We start from the raw sequence: 24,795 nt of genomic DNA on the forward strand, positions 1-24,795 counted from the left end.
TTACACAGGAATATCATGACGCATTGAATGTTTAACATTTCAATTGTTGTGCTTTAAGTATGATCACATTAGGGAGATCATCATGAAAATTCATCCTCTGGAAAAATTGAATATTTGGCGGCAATCCCTTGTAGGGCAGCTCCTGCTGCGTTTCTGGGTGTGCCATATCATTTTTTTTACGTTAATTGGGGCTATTCGGTATACTTCCTTGAAAAATTCCCTGTATCAGAGCGTGGAGCAGAACCTGCTTTCAGACTATTACGCCATACGGAACAGTATGGGGAGCTGGCTTTCGAGCAGTGAGTTTCCTCCGGGAAGATTCTCCGAACTCCGCCCGGGAAATTTTGTGGCGTTTTATACCAGCGACCATCAACTTAAATCGATTGTTTACAGCTACGGCAAAGCGAACAGCACGGTCCCTAATCTCAGCCGCAGCCAACTGCAGTTTGATCTTGCTGAGAAGGCGAGATCCGGCGGATGTTTTATTTTTGAGGATACCGACGAACAGCAGTATATGCTGATGGTGGCCCCGGTCGTAACGAACCAGCTTTCGGTAAACAGTCTCCCCCTGGAACAAAACAACGATATTCAGCCCTATGCGGGCTATGCTTTGATCGGTCAGCCGCTGGCTGAGCAGGACCTGATCTTGAGCCGAAATCTCAGAGGGTATACTTTTAACGCGATCATCATTATTCTGCTCAGTACATTTTTTACGGCGCTGGTTTTGCAGAAACCATTGGAACCGCTTCTGAACATTTCCTATACGGCCCGCAAGATTGCCGCCGGCCGCTATGACCTGCGCCTTCCGTATATGAATAAAACCGCTTCGGAAATTCAGCAGCTTCGGGAAGCTTTAAACCATATGCTCGGACAGATGGAAAATGCTCTAAATACGGAAAGATCGGCTAAAAACCGAATGGCCCGGTTTATTGCCGATGCTTCTCATGAACTCAGGACTCCGCTGACCTCGATCAGAGGCTTCCTGGAAATACTTCAGCGGACGGGTATGACAGATAAAGAAACTTTAGATGCTGCCCATCAGACTATGCTGATCGAGACAGAAAGACTGATCAGGCTTACCGAAGGTCTTCTGACCTTAAATCGGATTGCCCAAGAAGAAATAAACAGCGATCATTCCGAAGAGCTCAATTCCGGACTGCACGATGTGCTTCCTGAACTTATGCCGCTTTTGGCCCCGCTGCTTAAAGACCGTACTTTCAGATTCAACGGCCAGGATTTCCGGACAATTGACGATTTCGTCTCGGAAGTCCTGGATACGTCGCAAGTGCTTCCATTAAAACCTGATGAACTGAAACAGATTCTGTACAATCTTGTTAATAACGCTATTCAACATACACTTTCCGGCGGAACGATTGATATCCTCGCCAAATCAGAGAATTCCCGTTTTATTCTATCCGTCAAGGATAACGGTGAAGGAATCCCGGCTGAAGACGTTCCTCATATTTTTGAAAGATTTTTCCAGGGAGACCGTTCCCGTTCCCATGGAAAAGGCCAAGGATCGGGACTCGGCCTGGCAATCGTATCGGAACTGGTGTACCTTCGCGGAGGAGAAATACGGGTCGAAAGCACCCCTGGAGAAGGAACGTCCTTTACGATTTTTTTCCCGCTGGTTCTCGTGAAAAACGATAGCTTGATGACACAAAGTAATTGATGCCACAGATAATTCTATGACAGGATTAATGCCAGAATGAAGCCGAGCATGATGCCGACATTGGCATATTCACTGTGGGAATGGTGGCTTTTCGGAATCAGTTCGTCACTGCTGATATAGATCATTGCTCCGGCCGCAAACGCCAGAAAGAAAGCGATGATAAGCGGAGAGATCAGGCCAAGAATCATTCCCAGCCCGGTACCGAGCAGCGTTGACATACCGGTCATGGTCGTGATCAGGACGACCCTCGATTTACGGACGTTGGCGAGACACAGCGGCATCGCCACACAAAGACCTTCAGCAATATTATGAAGACCGATTGTTAAGGCTGTCATGATACCCATGTGATACGATACTTCGCTGGTCGCGCCGATCGCGATCCCTTCGGGAAGATTATGCAGTGTAATTCCGAGCGCGATAAAATACCCCATCTTGGCATAGTTACTCAAATCCGCTTCAACCTTGTGAATGTGCGGCATTGAAATATCCACCAGAAACAAGAACAGAGCCCCGGCTGCAAAACCGGCAATACAAATGATACTGTTGCTCATGTCCAAGCTGGTCGGAATCAGACTTAAGGCAGATATCCCGATCATGATTCCTGACGCAAATCCGAGCGATATTGAAAGTATCTTGTTCGTGATATTTTTTATCGAGATAGAGATGACAGCGCCAAGCCCGGTAACCAGACCTGCTATCAACCCGTAGAGTAGAATGGTAATAATAATCACTCCGGTATTATTTCTTCACAACCGCTCTTTCCAGGATGTTGTAGAGTCTGCTGACCATACTCCTGGGATCGACGATCAGCCCGGCGGCAATCTGGGAGTTTTCCAGAATCTGTTCTGCCGCTGCCGCAGCAAATGTGTCGCCCGACTTGCGCAGCTCATTGATTCCTTGAATGACCGGATGCTGGCTGTTAATCTCCAAAATCCCCGCTGGGATACCTTCCATATCCTTATTCATGATTTGCATCATTTTCTGCATGCTATGCGTTCCGTATGAGCTGAGCACAACAGCGGGACTGTCCACGAGACGTTTGGAAGCACGCACCTCGGTTACCCTGTCCCCAAGAGTTTCTTTGAACCAATCCAATAAGGCCTTCACTTCATCCTCGGGAATATCACTTTCGGCATTACTGGGCTGCTCAGCATCTAAATCCGGCAGATCCTGACTGTCCTGTTCGGCCGCAACAATCTTCTTCTCTTTGAACTCTGGAAGCCCGCTTAAGATGTAGTCATCAATCGGTTCATACGTATAAAGCACTTCAATGCCCTTGTCCTTAAAGATCTCAAGATACGGCCCGGATTCAATCACTTTACGGTTGGAGCCGCTGACATAATAGATCGCTTTTTGTTCCTCTCTCATTCTTCCGACGTAGCCTTCCAGTGAAATCAGCTCACCTTCAGCCGTCATGTTGGATTCAAAGCGCAGGAGCCTGACCAGTGCGTCCTTGTGGGCATAGTCCGAAGCTGCTCCTTCTTTGATAAACCTGCTGAATTTTTCCCAAAATTGATTATATTTGGCCGGATCATCTTTGGCTTGTTCTTCGAGATACTTTAAAAATCTGCCAGTGACTACCTTGTTCAGTTTGGCGACAAGCGCATTGTCCTGAAGGGTCTCCCTGGAAATGTTCAGGGGAAGGTCATCACTGTCAATGACGCCGCGTACAAACCGCATCCACTCCGGCACGATGGCTTCGGATTTTTCCTGAATCAGGACTTTTTTGCAGAATAGGTTAACGCCTCTCTCCATTTTACTGAAGCCGAACCGCTCATAATTTTCTCCGGGCACAAACAGCAGTGCTTTAATGGAAAGCGGTGCATCGGAGGAAAAGTGCATTCTGTAGAATGGCTCGTCAAAAGCATTGTCAATATATTTATAGAATTCCGTATATTCCTGCTCACTGATTTCAGATGCGTTTTTCGTCCATATTGCTTCGACGGTATTGACCTTTTCACCGTTGACTTTCACTGGATAAGGGACAAAACTCGAATACTGTTTGATAATCCTGTTGATTTCGTCAGCTTTGCTGAAATTATAGGCATTTTCTTTTAACTGGAGAACGATCCTGGTCCCATAATTGCTTTGGTCACCCGGTTCTATTAAATAGCTTCCTGCTCCGTTTGAAGACCAGATCCAGCTTTCAGAGTCCGGTCTGAAAGAGCGGGTATAAAGTGTTACTTTCTCCGCAACCATAAACGCCGAATAAAATCCGACGCCGAACTGTCCAATCAGGCTTAAATCGGTATTGCTTCCGGATCCGGCCTTCCTGACCTCTGTCAGCTGTCTGATAAATTCCTTGGATCCTGAATGGGCGATCGTACCCAGATTTTCAATTAGTTCTTCTTTGGTCATTCCGATCCCATTATCGGTAATGGTAAGCGTGTGCTTTTCTTCATCCGTTTCGATGGAAATTTCCAGCGGCTGTTCGGATTCGCTTATCTCATTTTCGGTGAGCCTGCAGTAGCGCAGTTTCTCCGTAGCGTCAGCTGCATTGGATATTAATTCTCTTAAGAAGATCTCTCGCTCCGTATAGAGAGAATTAATAACAATATCCAGCAGCTGGGTGATTTCTGTCTGAAACTCCCTAGTTTCAACATTGTTATTCATCATTACCAACCCTCCCAATCATTTCATATGGCTGTGCTTTGGTCGAATCAAAAATCGACCATCATATTATACCATGGAATGGAAAAAAATCTAACATTCAAATACTTGTTCCTTCAAATACTTGTTCCTCTGACTTTTTATCACTGAAACCAAAAAAAATATTCCAGTATTCAGGATGGTGTTCTAATTTTTGGAATAAAATGATACGTATATAAAGGACTTTTTACGAGTCATCACGAAAAATAATATAACGAAATATCGTTTAACAAAATATCATTTTTGAAGATTTATTCGCTAATAGAGTTGCCATCATTCTTATGGAATGATTAAATCTTTAAATTCCATTATCCGAATACAAAAGAAGGTATAGGAGGAAAATATCATGAGATTGACGCGACGGTATCTTGCGCTTTTGCTCGTTTTGCTGCTTCTTTGCGTTGGGGCTTTATCCGGCTGCGGCGGGAAAGAAGAATCAGCTGCCCAAAATGAAGCAACCTCGGCTCCGACAGAAACAGAAACGCAAACTTTACCTGATGATAATGAAATTGTATCCGGTCTGATCGGAAAAGGACAGCTGGTCAAAGAGATGACCTATGATTATGTGATTGTTGGCGGCGGAGCATCTTCGGAAAGCAAAGTCTGGCTCAAGGATCAGAAAATGAAAATGGAGGGCACCTTTAACGGCCCAAAGATGACTTTTATTTTTGATAAGTCCAAGAAGGAGTTTACTACTTATATCTCGGGTCAGAACAGCGCCATGAGAATGACGTTAAGTGAATATAACGGTCCGGACATCACCACCCCTGTTGATTATGTCAGTGGTCTCGTTGAATCTAAGTATACAATAGGCGGGACTGAAACGGTCAATGGCATGGAGTGCAAAGTCCTTACTTTCACCAGCGAAGGATCAACTGTCAAGGAATGGATCAGCACCGAGTACGGCATTGTTGTGAAGGCCCAATATGAGGCAGGGGGCGAGATGACCACTATGGAATTCAAAAACCTGCAAATTGGAACAGGTGCCGTACCCGCTGGGACTTTCGACCTGCCGTCAGGAATGGAAGTGGTCGACATTAACGGCATGATGAATCTCGACAGCAATAAATAACAGATAATAGGATGAATGGTTTTTTCATATTTCCAACTGCTAGGGTGAACTCCTAAACAAGCGTAACTTTAAATCTAGAAGATACTGTTAATTGTTTTATACTGTTGGCAGTATTTTTTTTAAACTTTCCAAAAGTACCCTCCCCTTTGCCGTGAGCGTCCACAAGATTGCTCCCGCTTCTCCGTTTCCTTTGCTGCAGCAGCCCCCGCACCCCTTACATGGTTCATTGACGCAGGCTACATTATCCGCAGTCAGGTATCCAAGTCGTTGCAGGTCATTCAGCATTTGTTTGATCATCTCTGGATCGAGGTCTAATTTTTTTGCCAGCGAAGAAAAGGAGTTTGCTTGTTTATCGGCAATTTCTGTTAACAAATTGATCAGCATCGCAATACCTCCTGCCTATTCTTCAGATGAACAACGAACCGAGCTGAAAGATCAGCACCGCCGCGATCCAGCCAATGATCAGTGAGTAGAGAACAGAAAACAGTGTCCATTTAACAGAATTAGTCTCCTTTTTAATTATTCCGATTGTCGCTGCACAGGGTGAATAAAGTAGGGTCATTACCATAAAGGCATAGGCGGAGAGCGGCGTAAAATGCTGTGCTAAGACTGTTCCGAGCATTCCTTCGCCTGCCCCGTAAACCAACCCGAACGTCGCAATGATTGCTTCCTTGGCACCGATCCCGACAAGAAGTGCTACAGAAGCCTGCCAGCTGCCAAAACCAGCCGGGGATAATACAGGTGCGATGACTGCGCCTAATTTTCCAAGGAGACTTTCGGTACTGCCTGGTTCAACGCCGACTGGGAAAACAGAAAGTATCCAGATCAGAACGACGATCCCGAGGATCACAGTCCCTGCTTTTCTGACAAACGACTCCGTTTTTTCCCACATGTGCTGTATCAGGCTCTTCAGCGTTGGCAGACGATAAGGCGGAAGTTCCATAACAAAGTAGGATTTTTCCTGTTTGAACAGTGTTTCACTCAGGATTTTCCCCGCGGCAACAGCAACCATGATCCCTAAAAGGTACAGTGAAAAAATGACCAATCCTGCCAACGGTATGATGCCGATCGTTTTGCCCCTGAAGAATGCCCCGGCAAACAGCGCATAGACTGGAAGCCTAGCACTGCAGGAAATAAACGGACTGATTAAAATGCCGATCATGCGGTCTTTCCGGCTGTCCAAGGTTCGGGTGGACATGATTCCGGCCACATTGCAGCCGCTGCCGACAATCATTGCAACGGCCGTTTTTCCGTGCAGCCCGACAGCATTCATCAGCCGGTCCATAACATAGGCTGCCCTGGCCATATAACCGCTGTCTTCGAGAAAAGAAATCAAGAAATACATGGTAAACATCATCGGGACAAATACGAGTACAGAACCCACCCCGCCGATCAGGGCATCGCTGACAAAGGACTTGGCCAGGACCGGAGCGTTTACCAGCAAGCCGGAAACATACCGCCCCAGGATCCCGAAGGCGCTGTCCACATAGCCCCCAAGAACATTATTGCCGAGACCCATTGTGATTTGATACAGCAAAAACATGATTACAAAGAACAAAGGAATCCCGATCCATTTATTTGTCACGACCCTGTCAATCATTTCTGTCAGATCTCTTTGCGGAGGCGTTTCCCTACGGACACAATCCTTAATGATTTGGCCGATAAAGATATAACGCTGGTCTGCCAGATAGATTCCGGGTTCAAGACCAAAACGGCTGGTTATTCTGTCTTTTTCCTTGTCAGCCAGTTTTTCCAGGGTAGGACAACCTGCTATTTGCGTTTGAGCAAAAGCCTCATCCTCCAGCAGCCTGACAGCCACCAAGTTCGCCGATTCTTTACCAGCAATACCTTCTTCGACCAGGGCCTCAGCCAAAGCTCCAGATTCCCGGTTCATCGTTTGCCAATAGTCTGGCTGGACGGGCCGGCCTGGTTTTACTTTCATTGCCGCTGAAGTCTCTAGCAGCTCCCAAATCCCTTTGTTCTTCGTTGCCACTGTAGTGACAACCGATACGCCAAGAGCATCTCTAAGTTTCGCTGTATTGATGAAAATATTCTTTTTCACTGCTTCATCTGTCATATTTAAAGCAATGATTACATTTGTATCCATCTCAATCAGCTGTAACGTGAAATAAAGATTCCTCTCCAGATTTGCTGAGTCAATCACGTTCACAACAACATCGGGTTTTTCCTGCAAAATATAGTTTACCGCAACCATTTCATCTTCCGAACTGGCGGAAAGACTATACGCCCCGGGTAAGTCAATTACGCTGATCTCATTCCCGTTGAAACTGACCGTACCTTCTTTTTTCTCAACGGTTACTCCCGGCCAATTGCCAACATGCTGCCTCGCGCCTGTCAACGCATTAAAAATGCTTGTTTTCCCGCAGTTTGGGTTTCCAACGAGAGCTATCGTAAAATTCTTTTCCATCTGTTATCCTTCCCCTGAAACTCTTGCGATTAAGCATTTCGTACAATATTTGTTTCAATATTTATTGCTGTCTATTCCTGTTTTAACAAGGTATCATTTGCGGTGCTTATCATTCATAATCAAAGACTATATATGATAGTGATTATGGTTATCATTTAATGGCCAAAAGTAGGGAGGCAGATTGCTATTATCTGTTTCAAATCTTCTCAACCTGAATTTTCCTGGCGTCGCTTTTACGGATAGCCAGATGATATCCTCTCAGATTAATCTTCATAGGGTCCCCCAACGGAGCTTGGCCGTCAACTTTAAATTCTGTCCCTTTGACCAGGCCCATATCTGTCAGTTTTTTTCTTAATACAGCATCCATGTGTATATTGACAATTCTGGCATTCGAGTTTACGGGTATCTTGTCCATTGTAAGGAAGGTAGCGTCCATTGCAGTCTCCTTATGAATTTTAACAATTTTATATTTTGTTCAAATTGTTATGACAATTTTGATAATGATTATCGAATTCATATTATTAATATAATGTTTATTGCTCAAAATGTCAATTCGTATCTTCCTATTCAAGTATTCAAGTATTGAGCTTTTTATCCTGAGCTTTTATTGAAATATGCCGGAATGAAATGCTATACTTAAATAACTCTTTTTTCAGGGAGTATTTAACTTTGCAGGAGGCTGATCTTCCTTTGAGTTATTCCGTCTATCTGGTGATTGGTTTAGGCGGTGCACTTGGAGCTATTGCCCGCTATGTGCTCTCCACCTGGATTTATCAAAAATATTTTTATACTTTTCCCTGGGGGACCTTCGTCGTCAATATGCTGGGGTGTTTTGTGCTGGGTATTGTCTATGTACTAGGAGTCGAAAATCTGGTGACCAGCCCGAATACCCGTTTATTTATATCTGTGGGTTTTCTGGGTGCGTTTACAACCTTTTCTACGCTGAGCCTTGAAACCCTGAATCTTATTAAGAGCGGAGAGATTATTGTAGCTGTGCTGAACGGTCTGGGAAGCATGCTCGTCGGACTGATTGCCGTCTGGCTTGGAATGAGCCTAACTCAGCTATTAATAAAATAAAGGAAGGGATCTCGATGGTAAAAATATCTGGTCAGGCTAGAAGAATCCGTATCTATATTGGAGAAGCCAGTAAATATAAAGGAGTATCCCTTTATCACACAATTGTCTTAAAGGCCAAAGAGCTGGGCCTGGCTGGTGCGACTGTCTTCAGGGGAATTGAAGGATTCGGCGCCAATACGAGAATAAAAACGTCAAGAATACTGGACCTTTCCAATGACCTTCCGATTGTTATTGAAGTGATAGACAGCGCCGAATATCTGCAGGACTTTCTGCTTTTTTTGGACGAGGTCGTGAACGAAGGATTAATAACCATAGAAGATTTGGAAGTAATGAAATATTTGCCAAAAAAATAAAGCCGTCTTAGCGGCTTTATTGATTTTGATCCAGCAGCAGGAGATACCGGGCATAACGGGATTCCGGCAGCTCTTTTCGGCCTGAAGAATAGAAAGTGACCTGACCATGACCGTCCTCAGCAAAAAGTTTTCTTTCAGTCAGGATTTTTTTCAGATAATTGACGGTTCCGGTACTTCCATCAACAATGTGCGTATCAGCAGGAAACAGTTCCTGCAGAATCCGCTTAAAATATGGAAAGTGTGTGCATCCTAAAACGACAGTACCATACTCGGTCAAATTATGAATGCCAAGTTTGCGATTCAGGTATTTCAGGATTTCATCTTTGTCAAAATAAAAATTCTCAGCATATTCAACAAGCTCCGGAAATGCTTTGCCATCTACAAGATGGTCCTGATCCAGTCTGGTGACCAGATTTTGATACTTTTCTTCGCGAAGTGTGAGCGGGGTGGCCATGACCAGTATTCTCTTGCAACCATTATTTTCGACAGCTGGTTTTACTGCCGGTTCCATGCCAAGGATTGGAAAATCATATCTTTGGCGAAGCTCATTGATGGCAATACTCGTCGCCGTATTGCAGGCGACTACCAGAACTTTTATCCCTTCAGCAGCCATGAAATCAACAGCATCCAAAACCAGTTTCAGAACTTCTTCCTTGCTTTTGGTCCCATAAGGCACATGATCAATATCCGCGTAATAAATAAAATCCTCCCGGGGCAGCTGCTTTATCGCTTCATGCAGTACGGTGATTCCACCGACCCCGGAGTCAAAGAAGCCTATGCGCATTTTTTTCAACTCACAAACTTTGTTTTTTCTTAATAAATTATAACCTATATCTTGTTAATCTTACAAAGAATATTATCACCATTTTCATCTTGTTTTTAAAAGGATTTGTTTAAAAATTTTTGTACAAAAAATATTCCAACTGTCTATAGAAAAAGCTAAAAAATATGTATAATAAACTAGTAACTTGAGAGAAAAAGGCTTAAAAATAATATTTGGTATAGGTGCAAGAAAATGAATATAAAACCTATCAATAAAAATTAAAATTATATGGTTTTAACAACCTGACGAAAACGTTGAGTTTTAATTTCTATGATATCTGCTATGCTTTATCGCAGGATCAACATAAGAAATACATTGAGTACATTGATGAAGAATACAATGCCGACAGGCTGGTTAAAATTCTGACTTCTGTCGCTGAGATCATTGAAGCCAATATTCTGAATATCGCCAATCAGGATTACGATCCTCAGGGTGCCAGTGTCACCATGCTGGTCGCTGAAAATCAGATTATGGTCCGTGAACCGATGGAAATTCTTGAAAACGAAGCCCCGGGTCCTGATTCGCAGTCATTGGTCGGTCATCTGGATAAAAGTCATATTACGGTGCATACGTATCCGGAAAACCACCCTGACAAGGGGATTAGTACGTTCCGGGCCGATATTGACGTCTCCACCTGCGGCCAGATTTCGCCGCTAAAGGCTTTAAACTACTTGATTACAAGTTTTGAACCGGATATTGCGATTATCGATTACCGTGTCCGGGGCTTTACACGGGATGTTAACGGCAGAAAATATTTTATTGATCATAAGATTAATTCCATTCAGAATTTTATTTCGGAAGAAACCAGAAACCGATATCAGCTGATCGATGTTAATGTCTATCAGGATAATATTTTTCACACCAAGATGCTTTTAAGAGAGTTTGATCTTGATCATTATCTGTTCGGAGCTGAAAAAGAAGAGATATCCTCCAGCAAAAGAAGAAGGGTCAAACAAAGAATCAAACATGAGATGCAGGAGATTTTTTCCGGGAGAAATGTTTTCTAAATGCTTTATGAATCTTAGAAAAGGCGGTGTCGCAAACTACGAAAAAAGTAGTTAGTCGACACCGTCTTTTCCTTGTCTGTTAGTTTAGTTTGGAGATGGCATCAGCATACGCATGGGCGCTGGCATCGATGACGTCGGTACTTACTCCCTTGCCGACATAATAATTTCCGTCTGCAAAAATTTTAACAGTTGCATTCCCCAACGCCTCTTTACCGCGGCTTACAGATTTGATACTGTAATCTTCGAGCCGGACTTCCTTACCGGTAATCCTATCAATTGCTTTAAACACCGCATCGACAGGACCGTTTCCGATCGCGGCATCGGTTATCTCCGTGCCCTGTATTTCCAGGGTAACAGCAGCGGTGGCCGACTGCTTCCCTGATGTAGCTACGGATATATTCTTGACCTTGATCCCGTTTTGCTCGGGTATGCCCGTTCCCATCAGAACATGAAGATCTTCATCATAGATCTCCTGTTTCTTATCAGCCAACAATAAAAATTCTTCGTAAAGGGTATTCATCTGGCTATCTTCTGGCTTATATCCGAGTTCTTCCAGCCTGTGTTTCAGCGCATGCCTTCCTGATCTGGCACTCAGGACAATCTGGTTCCTCGGTACGCCGATGATCTCCGGATCAATAATCTCATAGGTCTGTTTCTCTTTCAGGATACCATCTTGATGAATGCCGGAAGCATGCATGAACGCATTTGTCCCGACTATCGCCTTATGGCTCGGTACAGGAACCCCTGTGATTGAGGAAACCAGTCTGCTGGTCGCGGCAATTTCCCGGGGGTTTACAGCCAAATCGATGCCGTAGCGATTTTTCTGGGTATACATCGCCATAATGACTTCTTCCAAAGCAGTATTGCCGGCTCTTTCACCTATCCCGTTGATAGTGCCTTCCACTTGATCGGCCCCGGCCATAACCCCGGCTAGGGTGTTTGCTGTGGCCATTCCAAGATCATTATGACAATGGACACTTATTTTCACCCGGTCAATATTAGGGACATTCGTTTTGATATAGGAGACCAGTTCGCCGAATTCCCAAGGAGTCGCGTATCCCACAGTGTCCGGGATATTTACGACTGTTGCTCCGGCTGCGATTACGCGCTCAAATATCTTAGCCAGAAAATCATAATCACTCCGAAAAGCGTCTTCAGCATAAAACTCGACATCGTTCAGATATTTTTTGGCATGTCTGACAGCTTCTTCAGCCTTTTGGATCACCTGTTCCGGTTTTAGCCTGAGTTTTTTCTCCATATGAATCGGAGAAACGGCGATTCCGGTATGAATTCTAGGGTCCTCAGCTTCTTTGAGGGCCTCGGCACAAAGGTCAATATCTTTCTTCACACAACGGGTCAGTCCACACACTGTGATCCCCTTAACCTCCCTGCCAATGATTTTCACAGATTCGAAGTCCCCGGGAGATGAAGCTGGAAAGCCCGCCTCCAGAATGTCTACGCCGAGTGTAGCCAGCTGCTTGGCAATCTCCAACTTTTCCCGGACATTTAACGTGATCCCGAGAGATTGTTCACCATCCCTTAACGTGGTGTCAAACAAATATAATCTGCGCATTCTAATACCTCCTCATTATAGTTTGCCGCTCCCTGCCATTTGTTGAATCGCGTCATTCGTCCATTCTTGGACGTCAAAAAGCCCTCGTCTCAATTAATGAGACGAAGGCCAATTCGCGGTACCACTCATGTTAACGGCACATGCCGTTCACTCTACAGGATGCGGGAAAACAGTGAAACCATCTTCCGATATCCCCTTCCTTTTAACGGTGGAAGACTCCGTCCGGTCCTACTGCCTGAATGGTTTCAGCCGGCAACTCAAGGGGGAGTTCAGTCTTTCGTCTTGACCGCTTTTCACCAGCCTGCGGCTCTCTGCACAAATACTCCGGACTTATTATTCCCTGTCATCATCTTTTCATATATTTCTATTCACTATATCAGTCCAATTACTTCTTTGTCAATACCTTTTGTTAATACCTTTATTCACCGAGACTGTGCATTCTCCACTCACATTTTTTTCTAACCGCCTAAAGTAATATCCTGCGTATTATACCACTTCAGAGCATCATAGAAATGCTCCTCCTTAAAATCAGGCCAGTAATCATCGAGTACATAGAAATCCGCATAAACACTTTGTGCAGGCAGGAAACCGCTGAGTCGGCGTCTTCCTCCCCAGCGGATCAGCAAATCAACTCTGGAAATATCATTTGATTTTAACTCTTTAATAACCTTTCTCTTATTCTTTTCGGCAGTACGAAGATTTCCCAGATCCCATTCCCAGCCGTAATTGACGAGAAAATTCACTCTAATGCCGCCTTTGCCGACTTTTGTCCGACGTGTATATGGCAGCAACGCCTTGGGGAACATCTTAGATTCTGTATCGCCAATCACTAACAAGGACACGTCCTCGCTCGCAATCATATCAATTGCATCGATGCAGGCCTGCACAAAAGCTTTCTTTTGAGTAGTTGGTCTTTTGGTATTATCCACTGTGAAGCCATAATAGGTCAGTTCTTTGACGCCGGCTTCCCTGCATAATTTCAAAAGTTTAAGTCCTGGATTCAGACCTTCCCGGTAGCCCATCTCCTTTGGTAACCCATTGTTATCTGCCCATCGCCGGTTGCCATCTGGAATAACCCCAATATGATTGGGAATTCTCATTTTGGATACTCCTTTACACCTATGCTGATAATGTTTGGTATTTTCTATGAATTTACCATTATTATTTCCGATTATCGTAAATTATTCCGGATTATTTTCAGCTAATAAAAAGAAAATTTTGCTGACGCCACGCCTTAACGTCAACCATAGCTACATTTAGATATATCAGAAAGTAGTATTTCTACTTTTTGGTATACTAAAATGACTGAGCCACAAATTTCCATTATCGGCTCAGCCCTCATATTTTCCTGGCTTGTATGGTTTGAAAGTTCTCAAATCTTTGCTGATAGACAGGTTTACCTGCTGCTAACTCTGAGCCATCCGGCCGGTTCTCTGTCTCCGGATATCGTATAGGTACCATCTTTGTAAACAAGACTGTATTTTTCCCTGGGAACCTCTGAGTTCTGCTGAATGACTTCAATCCATTCGTCAGCCACTCCGCAGATAATTGCAACGTGACCGTAAGACCCCTCATTGAAGACCAGCAGGTCTCCTTCCCGGGGTTTTTCATTCCCTCCGTTAACGTACTGAACAAGACCTCTCTGTTCATTCAGTTTTCCCTGTGCCAGCATCGGATTAAAGAAATATTTGGCGTTTCCAGCGCCGTCAGGCATCTCATGATGATAGATTTCATAATAGAATCGTTTTACAAATTCTACGCACTGCCACTTGTAGCCGTAATAATAACCATCTTTACTATAACTTAAGCCGTGACTGGACATATAATCCGCGCCATTGGAATAGACTGCCACACCTTTGTATTCATCGATTTTCATACCGGCTGCAACGTCAGCCTGCCGGATGAGACGCGCAGTGTCCGCTGCTTCACTGGAATGATCAGCCGTTTGGGCACCGTAGCTTGAGTCTGTCTGAGAATGATCGAGTGCATTGCCGGAAACTATTTTGGATCCCGTTACGACTGCTAAGGCAAATACGATGATTAAGATGGCGAGCAACGGTGTCTTGTTTCGTCTGCGATAGTATCGTCTGGATTTCCTCATCGGGTCTGCTCCTTCATGATGTGTTTTATACTCGTCCACATGAAATTATATATTTCTCTGCCTATTTAAGCAAGTCTAGCCCATAAAATGCTGATTGCAGAATGCTGTTGAAACAGCTCCAATAAAATATGGACAAAATCTGATTACAGAATAAATAAAATAAAAATCAGGAAAAATAAATTAATTTGAAAAAAAGTTTAAACGTATTATAATGTTAAAGGTTAAGTCCTCTTCACATGCAGGACGATTGGCAAGTATTACTTCTTTAAGATTTCGATATGCAAATACCAATATTCTTATTTATGTTCTTACTTGTTAAGGAGAAAGAATTAGATTACGACAGGAGAAATTGAATGTACGCTGACCATTTAAGAAATTTGGCAATTATTGCCCACGTCGATCATGGCAAGACAAGTCTCGTCGATGTCATGCTCAGACAAAGCGGAGCGTTTCGCTCCAATGAACAAGTCGAAGAAAGAGTCATGGACTCCAATGATCTGGAGAAGGAACGCGGAATTACCATTCTGGCTAAGAATACTTCCGTAAACTGGCAGGGTGTCAAGATCAATATTGTCGATACCCCTGGACATGCCGATTTTGGTGGAGAAGTCGAACGCGTCCTGAAAATGGTCGACGGTGTGCTTCTGGTTGTTGATGCGTTTGAAGGCCCGATGCCTCAGACCAAATTTGTGCTTCGTAAGGCTTTGGAATTGGATTTGAAACCCATCGTCGTCATTAACAAAGTCGACCGGCCTGAAGCGCGTCCCTACGAAGTTGTCGATGAAGTTCTGGAGCTGTTTATGCAGCTGGGTGCGAGTGATGAACAACTTGATTTCCCAATTGTGTATACTTCGGCCCGTCAGGGAAATGCCGGTTATGAGCCTGGAGAAATGACTGAAGACTTGATCCCGTTATTTGAAACGATCTTAAAAGAAATTCCGCCCCCGGAATGCGATCCTGAAAGTCCGCTGCAAATGCTGGCAACAACACTCGACTATAACGATTACCTTGGCAAGATTGCTATCGGGCGTGTCTTTCGGGGCAAGCTGACTGCTAATACTCAAGTCGCTGTGATTAAAAGAGACGGATCGATCGAGAAAGTCAAAGTCGGTAAAGTATTTACCTTCCAGAACTTAGGCCGGGTTGATGTACTTGAAGCAAATGCCGGAGACATCGTAGCTATCAGCGGCATTCCCAATATCAATATCGGAGAAACCATAGCTGATCCGTTGAATCCGGAACCTCTTCCGATGATTGAAATTGACGAACCTACCCTGACCATGCTTTTCATGGTCAATACAGGTCCTTTTGCCGGAACAGAAGGAAAACATATCACGTCCCGCAAGCTCAGGGAAAGACTGTTCAAAGAGATTGAAACAAATGTTAGTCTCCGCGTGGAAGAAACTGAAAACATGGACTGTTTTCAGGTATCAGGACGCGGAGAACTGCACCTGTCCATCCTGATTGAAAATATGCGAAGAGAAGGCTTCGAACTGATGGTCTCGAAACCGGAAGTCATTCTGAAGGAGATTGACGGTGTCAAATGCGAGCCATTTGAGCATCTGACTTGTGATATTCCTGATTCGTGCACCGGCACCGTGATTGAAATGCTTGGCACCCGTAAAGCTGAGATGCAGAACATGGTCAACATGTCCGGTGGAGTTACACGCCTGGAGTTTTTGATTCCGGCACGCGGATTGATCGGCTTCAGGGGGGACTATCTTACCGAAACCCGCGGGGAAGGAATCATGGCTCATGTCTTCCATTCCTATCAACCGTATAAGGGAGATATTCAAGGCCGCAACCGGGGAGTCCTGGTCGCTTCAGATCCGGGAGAATCCACCGCTTATGCGTTGTTTCAGCTGCAGGACCGCGGCAGAATGTTTATTGATCCCGGAACCAAAGTCTATGAAGGTATGATTGTCGGTCAAAGCAACCGCGAACAGGATATTGATATTAACATTGCCCGCAAAAAGCAGTTGACCAACATGCGCTCCAGCGGAGCCGATGAAAGCCTGAGACTGGAACCGGCCAAATTGCTCGGTCTGGAAGAAGCCCTGGAATATATCAATGATGATGAATATGTAGAAATTACACCCATCAACGTTCGCCTGCGCAAAAGATTTTTAGACAAAAACACCCGCACCCGTTATGAAAAACAAAAAAATATGAGCGGAATCTAATCCTCAAATCAGAAATCAGAACATCTAATAACGAAAAAGCCTGAGCGAGAATCCTAAATCCCCTTTCCGGATGATTCTTGCATCAGGCTTTTTTGTTTTTTAATTTTTAACCTGGTCATCATTAACCAGGCACATATTATTTCATTTTACCATAATATGGAATGTAAAAGGACAAATTTTAAAAAATCAGGTGATCTATAATGGTTTTTGAGCTTCTGCTAGCTTTAAGCCTTCGTTTTTTTCTATTTGACTTTGTCTTATTTAAAAAGATCAGAGATGCCCTTAGGCAGAAAGGCTATTTTTTTCGCAAGCTGTTTGGCTGCCCGTTCTGCCAGGGCTTCTGGTGCGGTTTAGCTATTTTCTTATATTACCATTCACTTCAGCCTGACTTGCAGCAGTTCATTGCATTCTTGGGCTTCGGTTTTGTCTCTGCTTACCTGGGTCTTATCTCTGCCGTCCTCATTGACCCTCTTATTCAAAGGTATGAGCGGAATACCGGTATACCGCTTCAGTAGAGCAGAAAATCAATAATAAGAGAGAATAATTATCATTGAAACGAAGGTAACAAGAAGAGAAAAAGAGGGGATAAATCCCCCCTACGTTTTCCCTGTTATTCTTTGCTAAAGGTCGCACAGTCGGTCTGTTCGGAGTTGCCTGCATTCCGAGGCTGCACTTCGATTTTTTCAGCTGTGCAGTGATCCCCATTCATATAATAATAACAGGTATTGACCATACATCTAATTCCGGTGTTAGGTCCTTGCATCTTCTTGGCTTTCATCGCAAAAATACCTCCGTTTTAATATTTTCGTTTTATTATGGACCGCTGAAAAGAAAATATTCTGTGGCCGGAAAGGTAAATTCTGTGCTTAATTTTTATGTAAAAAAAACCTGACATTTCATCAGGTTATTTGATCCGACTTGCTTTGGGCAATCAGCTGATATTTTTGTTCCCGGGTTAATTGTTTGATACTGTATTCCTTTTGAAATGCTTCCGGTTTGGATGCCACCTGTTCCAGATATTTGAGGACAACAGGAAACCGTGACCGGGTATATTTTGCACCCTTACCCCTGTTATGGGCTGTCAGCCTCTTCTCTATGTCCACAGTCCAACCCGTATACAGTGTCCCATCTTTGCATTCTACAATATAAACATAAAACAATCCGGAAGCCCCCAAAAAGAAAAAGATACGCATGCTATCTAAAGCTTCAAAATTTAAGCTTAACAAAACAGTTAAGTTGATTTAATCTGGCTCAGTTGGCTCAGCAACTTAGAACTCAGTCCGACTCAGCCAATTGTCCAAGGTCGAAAGGCGTCTGCTGGTATACATAGTAGTTCAGCCAATTTAAAAGCAGTAAATTGGCATGTCCTCTCCAGGTGACCTGAGGCATTCCCTTCGGATCATCATTAGGAAAGTAATTATTGGGGACCGCGATATCCAGGCCTTTATTCACATCCCGATCATACTCGGTTTTCAGCGTAAGCGCATCATACTCGGGATGGCCGGTAACAAAAAGATGTCGGCCATGCTTCCCGGCGACCATATAGACACCAGCGTCATCCGATGTTGCCAGGACTTCCAGTTCCGGATGCTTTTCAATGTCTTCGATCCGGACTTCCGTATGTCGGGAGTGCGGTGCATTGAATACTTCGTCAAACCCCCGCAGAAAATTATTGTTGTTGTTATGATTGATAATCTTATGGTTGAATATCCCAAACATTTTACTGTCAAGCGGATATTTCGGAATCCCATAATGATAGTATAATCCCGCCTGGGCTCCCCAGCAGACATGTATGGTTGAATAAACGTTGGTAAGGCTCCACTTCATGATCTGTTTGAGTTCATCCCAGTAGTCTACATCTTCAAATTCCAGATTTTCGACCGGTGCACCGGTGATAATCAGACCATCAAATTTCTGGTCTTTCACTTCATCAAAAGAGCTGTAGAACCTGCTTAAATGCTCTTCCGAAGTATTTGCAGGCTTATGCGTCCAAGTGTAGAGCAGTGTTATCTCTATTTGCAGAGGTGAGTTGCTCATCAAGCGTAAATACTGCGTTTCGGTAACGATTTTGGTAGGCATTAAATTAAGCAGTGCTATTCTTAAAGGACGAATATCCTGGTGCTGTGCCCGGTCTTCACCCATAATAAATATATTTTCATTCTCCAGGATTTCTTTTGCCGGTAAATCGTCCGGAATTTTGATCGGCATTAGCTTTCCTCCTCAAGTTCAGTGTCAACAGTATTTGCTCAATTGCATGCTCCAATAGAACAGTATAACCTATTTTTACTGAGAATGCCATATCTTCAAAAGGCCTTGTCTTATAATGAAAAACTGGCATTTCATTTAAGACAGACGGTTTTTAAAATCCTCATAGCCGAAGCTACGGACAGTCTCAATGGTACCGTCAGCCTTGTTCAGGACAATATCCGGCAGCCGTATCCCATTGAATGTATTGTTTTTGACCATGGAGTAAATCGCCATATCACAGAAGACAAGACGGTCTCCGGGATTTAAGGCCCGATCAAATGAATAATCCCCAATGATATCACCGGCCAGGCAGGTTGGCCCCCCAAGACGGTACGTAGTTTTCTTTTCTCCGGGCTGCCCTGAGCCAACTATCCGGGGACGGTACGGAACTTCCAGTACATCCGGCATATGGCAGGCAGCTGAAGCATCCAGGATAGCAATGTTCATACCGTTATGCAGCGTATCCAGCACGGATGAGACCAAAAAACCGGCATTCAGCGCGACCGCTTCGCCAGGTTCCAGGTACACGGTAATGCCATAGGTTTCCCGCAGACGCTTGATGGTCCGAATCAGAAGCTCCCGATCGTAATCTTCACGTGTAATGTGGTGCCCCCCACCAAGATTCAGCCATTTCATCCCAGGCAAGAACTGACCGAACGACTTCTCAAAGGCTTCAACCGTTGTCACCAGCGCATCGGCATTTTGTTCGCACAGTGTATGCAGATGCAGTCCGGAAAGGCCTTTGAGCCGATCCTGCTTAAAGTTTGCCCTGGTCACACCGAGTCTGGAATAGGGTCCGCAGGGATCATACATGCCATGACCTTCCTGGGTGGAACATTCCGGGTTGATCCGCAGGCCGCATTCTGCCCCTGCGGCAAGCGCTCGCTTACCAAACTTATCCCACTGAGAAAAGCTATTGAATATGATATGATCGGATACAGTCAAGATTTCATCAAATTCATCCTCCCGGTAAGCCGGGCTGAAAATATGCACTTCTTTGCCAAATTCTTCACGGCCAAGCTTCGCCTCGTACAAGCCGCTGGCTGTTGTTCCGCATAAATATTGAGCAATCAAAGGGTATACCCGGAACATTGAAAACGCCTTCTGGGCGAGCAGAATTTTTGCTCCGCTCTGTTCCTGAACGTCTTGTAAAATCTTTAAATTTGATATTAACAGATTCTCATCAACCACATAGCTCGGAGTCGGAACACGGTCAAACCAGTTCTCCGCATTTTCTGCTTCTACAGCCTTCTGCTCCTCAATATTCTGTTTTCTTGTGTATGGATCCATTATTGCGTCTCCCATCAGGGTACCAGCACCGGATTGAAGTCCTCTTCCCAGGGCAGACCCCACTTATTGAGTGCTTCCATAAAAGGATCGGGATCAAACTCTTCCATATTATAAACACCAGGTTTCGCCCAGGTACCATTCATAACCAACATCGCCCCGATCATCGCCGGCACGCCGGTGGTATAGCTGATGGCTTGGCTTCCTACTTCTCGATAGCACTCCTCATGATCGCAGATGTTATACAGATAGTAGGTTTTTTCCTTGCCGTCTTTAATTCCCTTGAAAATGCAGCCAATATTGGTTTTGCCCTTGGTACGCGGACCAAGGGAAGCCGGATCCGGCAGGACAGCTTTTAAGAACTGCAAAGGGATGATTTCCATTCCATTATAATTAATAGGCTCAATGCTCGTCATACCAACGTTCTCGAGACATTTCAGATGTGTCAGGTAGCTTTGTCCGAAAGTCATAAAGAAACGGATGCGTTTGATGCCTTTAATATTCAGCGCCAGACTTTCCAATTCCTCGTGGTGCAGCAGGTACATATCCTTGACGCCGACACCCTTGAAATTGTACTCCCTTTTGATTTCCATCGGCTCGGTTTCCACCCAGTGGCCGTTTTCCCAGTAGCTTCCTTTGGCCGTGACTTCGCGGATATTAATCTCAGGGTTAAAGTTCGTCGCAAACGGATAACCGTGGTCACCGCCATTGCAGTCCAAAATATCAATTTCATGTATCTCATCAAAGTGGTGCTTTAATGCGTAGGCACTGAATACACTGGTGACCCCCGGGTCAAAACCTGAACCGAGCAGTGCGGTAATTCTGGCTTCTTTAAATTTCTCCCGGTATTCCCACTGCCACTTGTATTCAAAATGAGCAGTATCTTCAGGCTCATAATTGGCGGTATCAACATAACTGGTCTTGGTGGCCAGACAGGCATCCATAATATGCAGGTCCTGATACGGCAAAGCCAGATTCAGTACAACGTCAGGCTTCTCTTTGTTGATTAGTGCGATCAGTTCTTCCACGTTGTCAGCATCTACCTGGGCCGTTGTAATTTTGGTTTTACCTCCGCCCAGTTTTTCCGCTAAAGCATCACATTTCGATTTCGTACGGCTGGCAATACACAATTCTCCGAATACCTCTGAATTCTGACAGATCTTGTGAATTGCCACACCGGCGACGCCGCCGCAGCCGATAACGAGTACTTTTCCCATAACATTTTCCTCCAATCGCTGAAATAATTTTTGCTGTAAGTTCCTGACTTTCATCCCTCTACTGATCATGAAACATAAAACTTCGCAGACATTTTGACAAATAAAAAACACTTAAGGAGGCGGTACTGCAAAACAGGGCAGTACACCACACCTAAGCGCGACGATCATGAAAAACTTGTTTATTTGGCTCTATTTACGTCAAGGGCGAAGGCCCTTTCCATTTAGAGTTATTTATTCAGCTTTCGAGGTTTCAGAGTCTATATAGCAAGGAATTACTTTTACTACTCTTATTGATCGTTTCACAAGTGTGATGTGCAGCGGATTTGCACACGGCTATGAATTAGCCAACTCATAACGTTTCGAGCCGCCCCGGCTCAATCAATAAGGCAACAAAGTTGCCAACTTCGGCTTTTGACCCGGCTGTCCGTATGGCCTTGGTCCTCTATAGCTTCTACAGAGAACGGTCAAAAAATTCTTTGCTGAAAAGGCTCTACTGCCTCTTTTCGCAACTGAAATTATATCTAATATTTCGAGATATTTCAATAGTTTTTATAAATTAGTTTTAATAAGCTTCATTTTCATTTTTTTCATTGTTTTCTTTTAAGATCTTACTTTTGAATTTCACGTACTTCTCTCATAGCGGTAAAACCTTTGGATTGTAAAGCTGATCGGATCGCACCGCCGCCCAGGACATGATCTCCGTCATAAAACACGACCGCCTGCCCGGGAGTTACCGCTCGCTGTTTTTCTGTGAAGGCCACCTCGGCTGTTCCATCGTGCAACAAATTGACCGCTGCAGAGACTTTTGGTGCATTGTATCTGATCTTAACCGATATGTTTTGTAGGAGTTCAGGAGACACAGAGGAAATCAAATGCACATTTTCTGCAAGCAGACCTGAGCTGAATAGTTCTTCTTTTCTTCCGACCCGGACTGTATTGGTTTCAGCATCGATCGCTGTCACGTAAACAGGGAAACCGAGGGCGAGTCCGAGTCCCTTATGCTGTCCAACCGTATAGTGGTAAATCCCTTTATGCTGCCCAATCAAATTCCCCTCAGCATCAATAATATTGCCTTGTCCAATATCCTGAAGTTGACGGTACATCTCAATAAAATCCCCCGCTGTCCCTTCAACAAAACAGATATCCTGGCTTTCCGCTTTTTGCGCGACAGCAAGCCCTTCCCTGCTGGCAATTTGCCTGACATCCGCTTTGCAGTATTTTCCCAGCGGAAAAAGTGTATAGGTAAGCTGATCCTGGGTCAGATGGTAGAGTGCATAGCTCTGGTCTTTCGTTTCGTCGATCCCGGTTTTTAACACCCACTGCTGTGTTTTGTCGTCGTATTCTTTCCTTACATAGTGACCGGTTGCAATGAAATCTGCACCCAGACCACGGGCTTTCTGCAGCAAAGCATCAAATTTCAAATGCCTGTTGCATTCGATGCATGGGTTGGGCGTTCTGCCCCGGAGGTATTCATTGCAGAAATGGTCAATCACCTTGTCTTCAAACTCCTGCCTGAAATTCATCACGTAATACGGAATTTCAAGCTTCCAGGCTACCCTGCGGGCATCGTTAACTGCCTCCAGACTGCAGCATGCCTTGGCCTTGTCCTCGGATTGCGGCCAGATCTGCATGGTAACACCGATAACACGGTAGCCCTCCCGTTTTAACAACAAAGCGGCGACGGAGCTGTCCACTCCGCCGCTCATGGCAACAACCACAGTTTTCTTCATAACATTCTCCTGCCGTTGTTATTCTTCTCAAAACTTAATATTTTAAATTCACTGATTAGTCTATTTTGGAAAAAGCCTGTTCTAAATCAGCAATGATGTCATCAGCATCTTCGATCCCAATCGATAACCGAATCATGTCGGGTGATACCCCTGCAGCCAGCTGTTCTTCCTCGGAGAGTTGGGCATGCGTTGTGCTGGCAGGATGAATCACGAGGGACTTGGCATCCGCCACATTGGCGAGCAGAGAAAATAATCCAAGATTGTTGATCAGTTTAACTCCCGCTTCCGCACCACCTTTAATGCCGAACGTAAATATCGATCCAGGGCCTTGCGGAAAATATTTTAACGATAAATCAAAGTATTTATTTCCTTTTAAACCTGGATAATTCACCCACGAAACCTTGGAATGGTTTTTTAAATAATCAACAACCTTCCAGGTATTTGCCACGTGCTGTTTGACACGTAAAGACAGTGTTTCAAGGCCCTGAATAAACAGGAAAGAATTAAACGGGCTCAGGGCCGCACCGGTATCTCTTAAGAGCTGCACTCTGGCTTTCAGAATATAGGCTGGTGCACCCAATGTTGCATAGACCAGTCCGTGATAACTCTGATCCGGCTCTGTAAATCCAGGGAACTTGCCGCTTGCAGCCCAGTCAAATTTTCCGCCGTCAATGATCAGCCCGCCGATGGTGGTACCATGACCGCCAATAAACTTGGTTGCCGAATGAACCACAATATCTGCTCCGTATTCAATAGGTTTCAGAAGATAAGGCGTTGCAAACGTATTGTCAATAATAAGCGGTATCCCGTTATCGTGTGCCACTTTGGCAACGGCTTCAATATCGACGATATTGATCCCCGGATTACCGATTGATTCTACATAGATGGCTTTGGTCTTCTCTGTGATTGCTTTCTTAAAATTTGCGGGATCATCGGGGTTCACAAAATGGGTCTTGATCCCCAGCTTCGGAAGCGTAATTGCGAAAAGATTATGTGTTCCGCCATACAGCGTGCTGGCAGCGACAATCTCATCTCCGGCCCCGGCAATGTTTAGAATGGAATAGGTGATGGCAGCCGAACCTGACCCTACGGCAAGCGCCCCAACGCCGCCTTCAAGCGCAGCGATTCTCTGTTCCAGAACATCGGATGTCGGGTTCATAATCCGGGTATAAATGTTGCCGGGTTCTGCCAGAGAAAACAAATCAGCGGCATGCTTGGCATCGTTAAATACATATGATGTGGTCTGATAAATCGGGACGGCTCTGGATCCGGTAGTCGGATCAGGGACCTGTCCGGCATGGATCTGCAATGTATCAAATTTCCAATTTTCTTTGTTCATATCAACATCTCCTCATTATGTTTTTATAATTATTTTC

At 44.6% G+C, this 24,795-nt stretch carries 23 protein-coding genes and 1 other annotated feature; of the genes, 7 read left to right on the forward strand and 16 right to left on the reverse strand.

What is annotated here, in order from left to right; all coding sequences use genetic code 11:
* Positions 1 to 82: 82 nt before the first annotated feature.
* Positions 83 to 1,672, forward strand: coding sequence for a sensor histidine kinase (locus tag DEHRE_RS11770; protein WP_025206094.1), 1,590 nt, complete (start codon positions 83 to 85; stop codon positions 1,670 to 1,672).
* A gap of 14 nt (positions 1,673 to 1,686) precedes the next feature.
* Here DEHRE_RS11770 and DEHRE_RS11775 read toward each other — a convergent pair whose 3' ends face one another.
* Both DEHRE_RS11775 and htpG read right to left on the reverse strand, forming a co-directional pair.
* Positions 1,687 to 2,403, reverse strand: coding sequence for a ZIP family metal transporter (locus tag DEHRE_RS11775; RefSeq protein ID WP_015043774.1), 717 nt, complete (start codon positions 2,401 to 2,403; stop codon positions 1,687 to 1,689).
* A gap of 7 nt (positions 2,404 to 2,410) precedes the next feature.
* Entirely contained in the window at positions 2,411 to 4,288 is a 1,878-nt protein-coding gene (htpG, locus tag DEHRE_RS11780) for a molecular chaperone HtpG (protein ID WP_019226020.1), read from the reverse strand.
* A 379-nt stretch (positions 4,289 to 4,667) separates the two neighbouring features.
* Here htpG and DEHRE_RS11785 point away from each other — a divergent pair, with 379 nt between their 5' ends.
* The gene (locus DEHRE_RS11785) at positions 4,668 to 5,393 is read left to right on the forward strand and encodes a LolA family protein (RefSeq protein WP_019226019.1); all 726 of its coding nucleotides are present in this window, start codon (positions 4,668 to 4,670) and stop codon (positions 5,391 to 5,393) included.
* A gap of 96 nt (positions 5,394 to 5,489) precedes the next feature.
* Here DEHRE_RS11785 and DEHRE_RS11790 read toward each other — a convergent pair whose 3' ends face one another.
* The 3 genes from DEHRE_RS11790 to DEHRE_RS11800 all read right to left on the reverse strand — a co-directional run bounded on the left by DEHRE_RS11790 (position 5,490) and on the right by DEHRE_RS11800 (position 8,257).
* On the reverse strand, positions 5,490 to 5,777 hold the full coding sequence (locus DEHRE_RS11790; RefSeq protein WP_025206096.1) for a FeoC-like transcriptional regulator: 288 nt from the start codon (positions 5,775 to 5,777) through the stop codon (positions 5,490 to 5,492).
* A gap of 22 nt (positions 5,778 to 5,799) precedes the next feature.
* Positions 5,800 to 7,821, reverse strand: a complete 2,022-nt coding sequence (gene feoB / locus DEHRE_RS11795; protein WP_025206097.1) for a ferrous iron transport protein B — start codon at positions 7,819 to 7,821, stop codon at positions 5,800 to 5,802.
* A 196-nt stretch (positions 7,822 to 8,017) separates the two neighbouring features.
* Complete coding sequence (locus DEHRE_RS11800; RefSeq protein WP_015043780.1) at positions 8,018 to 8,257, reverse strand: FeoA family protein; 240 nt, start codon at positions 8,255 to 8,257, stop codon at positions 8,018 to 8,020.
* A gap of 233 nt (positions 8,258 to 8,490) precedes the next feature.
* On the opposite strand from DEHRE_RS11800, the gene crcB reads away from it, so the two are divergent.
* A complete protein-coding gene (gene crcB, locus DEHRE_RS11805; RefSeq protein ID WP_019226016.1) occupies positions 8,491 to 8,898 on the forward strand; it encodes a fluoride efflux transporter CrcB in 408 nt (135 codons plus the stop codon).
* A 14-nt stretch (positions 8,899 to 8,912) separates the two neighbouring features.
* Positions 8,913 to 9,251, forward strand: coding sequence for a DUF190 domain-containing protein (locus DEHRE_RS11810; protein ID WP_015043783.1), 339 nt, complete (start codon positions 8,913 to 8,915; stop codon positions 9,249 to 9,251).
* A gap of 16 nt (positions 9,252 to 9,267) precedes the next feature.
* Here DEHRE_RS11810 and murI read toward each other — a convergent pair whose 3' ends face one another.
* The gene (gene murI / locus DEHRE_RS11815) at positions 9,268 to 10,035 is read right to left on the reverse strand and encodes a glutamate racemase (protein ID WP_025206099.1); all 768 of its coding nucleotides are present in this window, start codon (positions 10,033 to 10,035) and stop codon (positions 9,268 to 9,270) included.
* 293 nt (positions 10,036 to 10,328) lie between these two features.
* On the opposite strand from murI, the gene speD reads away from it, so the two are divergent.
* A complete protein-coding gene (gene speD / locus DEHRE_RS11820) occupies positions 10,329 to 11,081 on the forward strand; it encodes an adenosylmethionine decarboxylase (RefSeq protein ID WP_427846244.1) in 753 nt (250 codons plus the stop codon).
* A gap of 79 nt (positions 11,082 to 11,160) precedes the next feature.
* Here speD and DEHRE_RS11825 read toward each other — a convergent pair whose 3' ends face one another.
* The 3 genes from DEHRE_RS11825 to DEHRE_RS11835 all read right to left on the reverse strand — a co-directional run bounded on the left by DEHRE_RS11825 (position 11,161) and on the right by DEHRE_RS11835 (position 14,755).
* Positions 11,161 to 12,654, reverse strand: a complete 1,494-nt coding sequence (locus tag DEHRE_RS11825; protein WP_025206100.1) for a 2-isopropylmalate synthase — start codon at positions 12,652 to 12,654, stop codon at positions 11,161 to 11,163.
* A gap of 94 nt (positions 12,655 to 12,748) precedes the next feature.
* Positions 12,749 to 13,010, reverse strand: a binding site (T-box leader).
* Positions 13,011 to 13,112: 102 nt separating this feature from the next.
* Positions 13,113 to 13,754 carry a polyprenyl diphosphate synthase gene (gene uppS, locus DEHRE_RS11830; protein WP_025206101.1) on the reverse strand — a complete coding sequence of 214 codons (642 nt, stop codon included), beginning with the start codon at positions 13,752 to 13,754 and terminating at the stop codon, positions 13,113 to 13,115.
* 296 nt (positions 13,755 to 14,050) lie between these two features.
* The gene (locus tag DEHRE_RS11835; protein WP_025206102.1) at positions 14,051 to 14,755 is read right to left on the reverse strand and encodes a CHAP domain-containing protein; all 705 of its coding nucleotides are present in this window, start codon (positions 14,753 to 14,755) and stop codon (positions 14,051 to 14,053) included.
* A gap of 353 nt (positions 14,756 to 15,108) precedes the next feature.
* On the opposite strand from DEHRE_RS11835, the gene typA reads away from it, so the two are divergent.
* Together typA and DEHRE_RS11845 are read left to right on the forward strand one after the other, a co-directional pair.
* Positions 15,109 to 16,938 (forward strand): translational GTPase TypA, encoded by a 1,830-nt coding sequence (gene typA / locus DEHRE_RS11840; RefSeq protein WP_019226011.1) that lies wholly within the window; start codon positions 15,109 to 15,111, stop codon positions 16,936 to 16,938.
* Between the two features lie 200 nt (positions 16,939 to 17,138).
* Positions 17,139 to 17,453 carry a hypothetical protein gene (locus DEHRE_RS11845; protein ID WP_019226010.1) on the forward strand — a complete coding sequence of 105 codons (315 nt, stop codon included), beginning with the start codon at positions 17,139 to 17,141 and terminating at the stop codon, positions 17,451 to 17,453.
* 95 nt (positions 17,454 to 17,548) lie between these two features.
* Here the strand turns inward: DEHRE_RS11845 and DEHRE_RS14505 are convergent, their stop codons facing one another.
* From DEHRE_RS14505 to DEHRE_RS11875, 7 genes are all read right to left on the reverse strand, one after another.
* Positions 17,549 to 17,716, reverse strand: coding sequence for a DUF1540 domain-containing protein (locus DEHRE_RS14505; RefSeq protein WP_019226009.1), 168 nt, complete (start codon positions 17,714 to 17,716; stop codon positions 17,549 to 17,551).
* A gap of 121 nt (positions 17,717 to 17,837) precedes the next feature.
* Positions 17,838 to 18,098 (reverse strand): GIY-YIG nuclease family protein, encoded by a 261-nt coding sequence (locus DEHRE_RS11850; RefSeq protein WP_025206103.1) that lies wholly within the window; start codon positions 18,096 to 18,098, stop codon positions 17,838 to 17,840.
* A gap of 115 nt (positions 18,099 to 18,213) precedes the next feature.
* Positions 18,214 to 19,146, reverse strand: a complete 933-nt coding sequence (metA, locus tag DEHRE_RS11855; protein WP_019226007.1) for a homoserine O-acetyltransferase MetA — start codon at positions 19,144 to 19,146, stop codon at positions 18,214 to 18,216.
* Positions 19,147 to 19,281: 135 nt separating this feature from the next.
* Positions 19,282 to 20,475, reverse strand: coding sequence for a carboxynorspermidine decarboxylase (nspC, locus tag DEHRE_RS11860; RefSeq protein WP_025206104.1), 1,194 nt, complete (start codon positions 20,473 to 20,475; stop codon positions 19,282 to 19,284).
* 14 nt (positions 20,476 to 20,489) lie between these two features.
* Positions 20,490 to 21,689 carry a saccharopine dehydrogenase family protein gene (locus DEHRE_RS11865; protein ID WP_025206105.1) on the reverse strand — a complete coding sequence of 400 codons (1,200 nt, stop codon included), beginning with the start codon at positions 21,687 to 21,689 and terminating at the stop codon, positions 20,490 to 20,492.
* Between the two features lie 608 nt (positions 21,690 to 22,297).
* Positions 22,298 to 23,419, reverse strand: a complete 1,122-nt coding sequence (mnmA, locus tag DEHRE_RS11870) for a tRNA 2-thiouridine(34) synthase MnmA (protein WP_025206106.1) — start codon at positions 23,417 to 23,419, stop codon at positions 22,298 to 22,300.
* A 55-nt stretch (positions 23,420 to 23,474) separates the two neighbouring features.
* Entirely contained in the window at positions 23,475 to 24,758 is a 1,284-nt protein-coding gene (locus DEHRE_RS11875) for a homocysteine synthase (protein WP_025206107.1), read from the reverse strand.
* Positions 24,759 to 24,795: the final 37 nt, after the last annotated feature.

This window comes from Dehalobacter restrictus DSM 9455 (assembly GCF_000512895.1).
Classification (GTDB): domain Bacteria; phylum Bacillota; class Desulfitobacteriia; order Desulfitobacteriales; family Syntrophobotulaceae; genus Dehalobacter; species Dehalobacter restrictus.